Below are 5,595 nucleotides of genomic sequence, written 5' to 3'. Positions count from 1 at the left end.
GCGCCAGGCCGACCACGGCGTCGTAATAAACCGGATCGCCGTTGTCACCTTGATCGACCAAGGTGACGATCAATTCACGCAACAGCCCGCCCACTTCAATCACCTGCACCTGGCTGTCCAGCGTGGCCGCCAATGCCGGGCGCAGGTAGATATTGCGCATCTGCAGGTCCGAGACCACGCGAATCCCATGTTCCACACCCGGCGGCAGCCACACCGCGCGCTGCGGCGGCACCACCAAGGCTTCACGGGGCGTCTCGACCCACATCACGCCACTCATGGCGTAGAGCAACTGGCCCCAGTCGTGGCTATGGGGTTCCACATACAACCCACGTGGATAAGTGCGCGCCAGGGGTTGCACGGGGACGGCATGATCAGTGAGGTCGGGAGGAGCGGCCAGGGCCATGAGGAACACATCAATCAAGGGTGAACGGCCATGGTAATGACCGTCACCCAATAATCCGAGCGGATTTTCAAGCGTGTGCCGACTTGGCGCACGCGCAACCCGTCGACGAGGCATAAGGCTCGCCATGGGCAGGGTGCTCGGCGCAGCGGGTGCTGCACCTTAAGCAACGACCATAGGCAAGCAATCTGGGTTCAATGCCTTTAATCGGCCAGGCGGCTATTGCTGCGATACATGAACACCAGCGCCAGGGCCAGAAGCAACATCGCCAGGAGACGACTGCCCGACAGCTCGATGGCCGGGTTGCCCAGCCAGCCGAAATTATCGATCAGCATGCCCATGCCCAACTGCCCGACGATCACCGCCACCGTTGCCACCGCCGTCCCCACCACGGGTACTGCGCCCACCATCACCATCATGTACACCACACCGAACAACGCGCCGGTCAGTTGCCATTTCGGCACGTCCAACAGGCTGACAGCCTGGGCGGGCTCAAAGAAAAAGATCAACAACGCCGTGGTGATCGCACCGACTGCGAAGGTCAGCAAACTACTGCGCAACACACCCACCACCTGGCCCAGGCGACCGTTGATCGCCGCCTGCACACTCAACACCGCGCCTGCGGCGATCACCAGCACCAATAACAGCATCAGATTCATTGCCTTACCCTCGTGCAATCAAGACAAGTGCCGCCACAATCAGCGCCAGTGCGATCCAACGCTCGATATTGACCCGCTTGCGCGCAGTACCGAACCAGCCGAAATGGTCGATCAATACACTCTTGCCGACCTGGCCCGACAGAATCGCGATCATGGTCATGGCAATCCCGATGTGGGGCGTAGCCAGGGTCAACACCACCACGTACATCGGCCCCAGGAACCCACCGATCAATTGCCAGCGCGGCAGGTCGGTCAGTGCCGGACCTTTTTGCGGGCCGCTGAACAACAGCAGCAAAAACAGGATGGCCGAACCGACACCGAAGATGCTTAACGTCGCCCACAAATGCCCGACCTGCACACCCAACGGTCCCAACAACCCGGCCTCCACCGACAGCCCCATGCCAGCCAGGATCACCAGCGGCAATAACAGCAACCGTAGAAGGTTTCTTTTCGGCGTGGCCTGCGCCACACCCGCGGTAGAACTGGCTTGCATACATCACCTGCGCTTCAACAAAGGATTGATGACGCGCATTATCCGGTGGCCGTTCTGTGCGATAAATGGGAGCATGCGGATAACACCTTTGCGTAATACGCACAGCCTGGAGGCGCAATGCAGGGTTTGAATGAACTGAGTTTCAAGGCATTGCGCCTGTTCGTCGCAGTGCTGGACCACGGCAGCTTCTCGGAAGTGGCACGCCGCGAGAGCCTGGCGCCCTCCTCCATTTCCCGGCAGATCCAGTTGATGGAGCAGGCCCTCGGCCAGCAACTGCTCTACCGACACACCCGTGCGGTCAGCCCCACCGAGGCCGGGCGCCTGCTCGGGCAACATGCGCGGGTGATGCTGGAACAATTGGAAGCCGCCGGCCAGGCCCTGCAGGAACAGGAAAGCGAGCCCAGCGGCCTGGTGCGCATCAACGCGCCGATGGTATTCGGCCAGCGTCACCTTTCACCGTGGCTCGGCGAGCTGTGCCGCCGCTATCCCAAGTTGCAGCTGGATATCCAGCAAACCGACACCTATGTCGACCCGCTGCAAGACGGCACCGACTTGCTGTTTCGCATCGGCGTGCTCAACGACTCCAGCATGCAAGCCCGCATCTTCGCGCCCCAGCGCTTTCGCATCGCCGCCAGCCCGGCTTACGTGGCCCGCCATGGCTTGCCGAGCCACCCCGACCAACTGGTGAATCACCAGTGCCTGGCCTACAAAGGCATCACCGGCCAGCAACGCTGGTTCTTCCGCCGTGACCAAGGCGACTGGACGCCCTACAGCGTCAAGGGCCCGATCACCGGCAACCATGCCGACACCCTCACCCACGCCGCTGAACAAGGCCTGGGGCTGGTGGTGTTTCCGTCCTGGCTGATTGGCGAAAGCTTGCGCGCCGGCACCTTGCAGGCAGTGCTCACGGAATACGAAGTGGCGACGACGCTGGAGCCACAACAGATCGCCGCGCTGTGGCCCGGCAGCCGACGGCTGTCGCTGAAGGTACGTACGGTGATTGATTATTTTGTGGAGTGTTTTGGGGCGGTGCCGTATTGGGACAGGTAAGCGGGCCGATCACGCAGGGCATGAAGAAAATTCCTCACTGAAAAAGTAGGCCCGTTCTGATTTTTCGGGCCATCATTCCCAGGTATGAAATGCTGCAGCAGACTTTGGCAACCCCTTTCAGGAGAGATGCCATGGAATTCATGTATCACAAGCCGCCGCGTGCCGAACGAACTTCGTCCACCCGCGGTCAGCCCATCTTTGATAGCTCACGCAGCTTTGGCTACATTTGGCCAAAACAGGGGGAAAGCCACATGACTATTGTGCCCTTGGGCGAAGCAAAAAATAATCTGTCAAAACTGGTCGACGAAGCCGCCGCTGGCAAAGTCATCACCATCGCCAAACACGGGCGTGCGATGGCACAGTTGGTTCCCATGAGCAGTTCCAAGGGGCAGCGCATTGGTGCAATGAAAGGAAAACTGGTGATTCCCGAAGATTTCGACGCACCTCTCTGTGACGAACTGCTGGACACGTTCGAAGGCAATCCTTCATGAGAGTGCTGCTGGATACCCATATCCTACTGTGGGCACTCAACGACGACCCCAAGCTGCCTAATGAAGCTCAAAGACTGATTAAACATGCCGCCGACATTTACGTCAGTGCCGCGAGCTTCTGGGAAATGGCGATAAAGGCCGGCCAGGGGAAACTCGATATAGACCTGGACGAAATCCGTGAGTCCTGCCTGGAAAGCGGTTTCGTCGAATTGCCTGTGACGTCAGAACATGCCATTGCGGTTAAGGATCTTCAACACCACCACAAAGACCCTTTTGATCGGCTTATCGTTGCAACTGCCATGCTTGAGCCGATGAAGCTACTGACCGCCGACTCGCAGGTTGCCCAATACACATCCCTGGCAATCCTTGTGTAGCCCTTTCTCACCTCGTCAATTCAGAATAACCACTGTCCAATCAACCACGCATTCGCCCCACTGATCACCGCAAACAGGAACCACGCCAATAACCGTGTCGGCAGCCGGTTTACGAACGGCCCCATCAATTGCTTGTCATCGGTCATGCGGATCAGCGGGTACAGCGCGAACGGCAACTGCAAGCTGAGCACCACCTGGCTGAGGATCAGCAGTTTGCCGATGGCATCATCGCCCATTAGCCACACGCCGAGAAACGCCGGGATCAGCGCCAACCCACGGGTAATCAAACGGCGCTGCCAGCACGGGATACGCAGGTTGAGGTAACCCTCCATGATCACCTGCCCGGCGATGGTGCCGGTGAAGGTGGAGCTTTGCCCGGAGGCCAGCAAGGCGATACCGAACAGAATGCTGGCGAAAGCACCACCGACCAGTGGGTCCAGCAGGTGGTAGGCGTCCTGGATCTCGACCACCTCGGTGTGGCCCGTCTTGTAGAACGCAGCCGCCGCCAGCACCAGGATCGCTGCATTCACCAGCAAGGCCAGGGCCAGGGAGCCGATGGTGTCGATACGCGCCAGCTTGACCGCATCCTGTTTGCTGGCGAGGTCTTTGCCGATCAGCCGCGTTTGCACAATGGACGTGTGCAGGTAGAGGTTATGGGGCATCACCGTCGCACCCAGGATGCCGATAGCCAGGTACAGCGGCGCGGCATCGCTGATGGCCGACAACGACGGGGTGAAGCCGCTGAGCACGTCCGGCCAGTAGGGTTTGATCAGCACCAACTCGATAAAGAAGCACACGCCGATGGTCGCCACCAGCGCCAGCATGATCGCCTCAAGGCGGCGGAACCCACGGTTTTGCAGGGCCAGGATCAATAAAGTGTCGAAGGCGGTGATAACGATGCCCGTGGTCAACGACACGCCGAGCAACAGGTGAAACGCCAGGGCGCAGCCAAGCACTTCGGCGAGGTCAGTGGCAACGATGGAAATTTCCGCCAACACCCACTGGGTTCGTGCGGAACGCCGGCTGTAGCGCTCACGGCACAACTGCGCCAAGTCTTTGCCGGTGGCGATGCCCAACCGCGAGCACAGGCATTGCACCGCCATGCCCGCAAGGCTCGCCAGCAGTACGACAAACAACAGGCTGTAGCCGTAGCGCGAACCCGCCTCGATGGCCGTGGCCCAGTTGCCCGGGTCCATGTAGCCAATGGAGATCAACAGGCCGGGGCCGGCGAACATCAACATGCGTTTGAAGAATGACGCCTTGGGGTCGACGGCGACGGACCCGGCCACTTCCGGAGGGCAGAACGGTGCGGTAGCGGTTTTCGGCAGGCTGAATTTCACGCGGCATCCCAAGTAAACAACACAAGACAAGGCCGCAGCTTATCAGTCGGATGCGACCGTGCGCATCACCGTTTCCCGGGGTAAATCAAACGCTTCGACCACTTGCACCACCAGGTCCATTTCCTGATTCAGCGCTTCACGCTCCATGCGCTGGCGAATCACCCCGACCACCAATACCGCCAGGGTGGTAATCGAATAGGCCGGACCGGAAAACGCACGTACACCGGTCACCAGCAACATCGCCGCCGCCAGCGCCTGGCCTACCACCGGAACGGCCGTGGCCGCGCCACGGCGCAGGATAAACCCGGTGAGTCCCGCCAACGCCGTGCCGCCCAAGGCGGTGGTGGCCGAGCGACCGAGGTCGATACGATTGAACAGACCCTGCTCTTTTTGCGCGGCGGCTTTGAGCTCAGCGTCGAAGGCCTGGCGATCGGCGCTGCTGAGTTTGTCTTTGTACTGCTCGATCAGTTTTTCCGCGACCTGCGCCTCAATATCTGCCAGCGCTGTGGATTCAACCGGTTCATCGAACTTGATCCCCAGCCGTTGCGCCACATCTTCGGCAATCTGGCGATAACTCACGCCATGGCCACGGGCCAGGTTCATGAAGCTGTCACCGCCCATGCGCTGCAATTCGATAGCCAGTTTCAGAGGTTCGCGCACATCGGCATCGATGGAGGCACTGCGCTTTTGCGCCATCAGCTCAGCAAGAAATTTCAATTCGTCCGGACGCGCCTGCACCAACGCGGGGAACAACTCCACGTCCTCCTCGGCAAAACGTACTTCACGGG

At 59.9% G+C, this 5,595-nt stretch carries 7 protein-coding genes and 1 pseudogene; 3 read left to right on the top strand and 5 right to left on the bottom strand.

Going from position 1 to position 5,595, the window contains the following annotated elements; genetic code table 11:
• The 3 genes from ACRESD_RS07810 to ACRESD_RS07800 all read right to left on the bottom strand — a co-directional run.
• Nucleotides 1–403: AraC family ligand binding domain-containing protein (locus ACRESD_RS07810; protein WP_431750394.1), on the bottom strand; the 403-nt coding region annotated here is incomplete at its 3' end.
• A gap of 200 nt (nucleotides 404–603) precedes the next feature.
• Complete coding sequence (locus ACRESD_RS07805) at nucleotides 604–1,059, bottom strand: DMT family transporter (RefSeq protein WP_431750393.1); 456 nt, start codon at nucleotides 1,057–1,059, stop codon at nucleotides 604–606.
• 4 nt (nucleotides 1,060–1,063) lie between these two features.
• Entirely contained in the window at nucleotides 1,064–1,552 is a 489-nt protein-coding gene (locus tag ACRESD_RS07800) for a DMT family transporter (RefSeq protein ID WP_431750392.1), read from the bottom strand.
• Between the two features lie 117 nt (nucleotides 1,553–1,669).
• Between ACRESD_RS07800 and ACRESD_RS07795 the strand changes: the two genes are divergently transcribed.
• The 3 genes from ACRESD_RS07795 (at nucleotide 1,670) to ACRESD_RS07785 (ending at nucleotide 3,467) form a co-directional block, all read left to right on the top strand.
• Complete coding sequence (locus tag ACRESD_RS07795) at nucleotides 1,670–2,602, top strand: LysR family transcriptional regulator (RefSeq protein WP_431750391.1); 933 nt, start codon at nucleotides 1,670–1,672, stop codon at nucleotides 2,600–2,602.
• Between the two features lie 131 nt (nucleotides 2,603–2,733).
• The gene (locus ACRESD_RS07790) at nucleotides 2,734–3,093 is read left to right on the top strand and encodes a type II toxin-antitoxin system Phd/YefM family antitoxin (RefSeq protein WP_431750390.1); all 360 of its coding nucleotides are present in this window, start codon (nucleotides 2,734–2,736) and stop codon (nucleotides 3,091–3,093) included.
• Nucleotides 3,090–3,467, top strand: coding sequence for a type II toxin-antitoxin system VapC family toxin (locus ACRESD_RS07785; protein WP_431750389.1), 378 nt, complete (start codon nucleotides 3,090–3,092; stop codon nucleotides 3,465–3,467). The genes ACRESD_RS07790 and ACRESD_RS07785 overlap by 4 nt, the downstream gene beginning before the upstream one ends.
• 20 nt (nucleotides 3,468–3,487) lie before the next feature.
• Here ACRESD_RS07785 and ACRESD_RS07780 read toward each other — a convergent pair whose 3' ends face one another.
• Nucleotides 3,488–4,807, bottom strand: coding sequence for an Nramp family divalent metal transporter (locus tag ACRESD_RS07780; RefSeq protein ID WP_431750388.1), 1,320 nt, complete (start codon nucleotides 4,805–4,807; stop codon nucleotides 3,488–3,490).
• A 42-nt stretch (nucleotides 4,808–4,849) separates the two neighbouring features.
• Nucleotides 4,850–5,595, bottom strand: a pseudogene (locus ACRESD_RS07775) (DUF726 domain-containing protein); the annotation flags it as partial.

This window comes from Pseudomonas sp., assembly GCF_050739995.1.
Lineage (GTDB): Bacteria > Pseudomonadota > Gammaproteobacteria > Pseudomonadales > Pseudomonadaceae > Aquipseudomonas.
Note: the sequence above shows the minus strand (reverse complement) of the source record. Positions and strands in the feature narration are given on the sequence as shown.

What these genes read in the sequence shown, in the direction of transcription:
- ACRESD_RS07800 (WP_431750392.1), bottom strand. Translation starts at nt 1,552, where the DNA reads ATGCAAGCCAGTTCTACCGCGGGTGTGGCGCAGGCCACGCCGAAAAGA.
- ACRESD_RS07795 (WP_431750391.1), top strand. Translation starts at nt 1,670, where the DNA reads ATGCAGGGTTTGAATGAACTGAGTTTCAAGGCATTGCGCCTGTTCGTC.
- ACRESD_RS07785 (WP_431750389.1), top strand. Translation starts at nt 3,090, where the DNA reads ATGAGAGTGCTGCTGGATACCCATATCCTACTGTGGGCACTCAACGAC.
- ACRESD_RS07805 (WP_431750393.1), bottom strand. Translation starts at nt 1,059, where the DNA reads ATGAATCTGATGCTGTTATTGGTGCTGGTGATCGCCGCAGGCGCGGTG.
- ACRESD_RS07790 (WP_431750390.1), top strand. Translation starts at nt 2,734, where the DNA reads ATGGAATTCATGTATCACAAGCCGCCGCGTGCCGAACGAACTTCGTCC.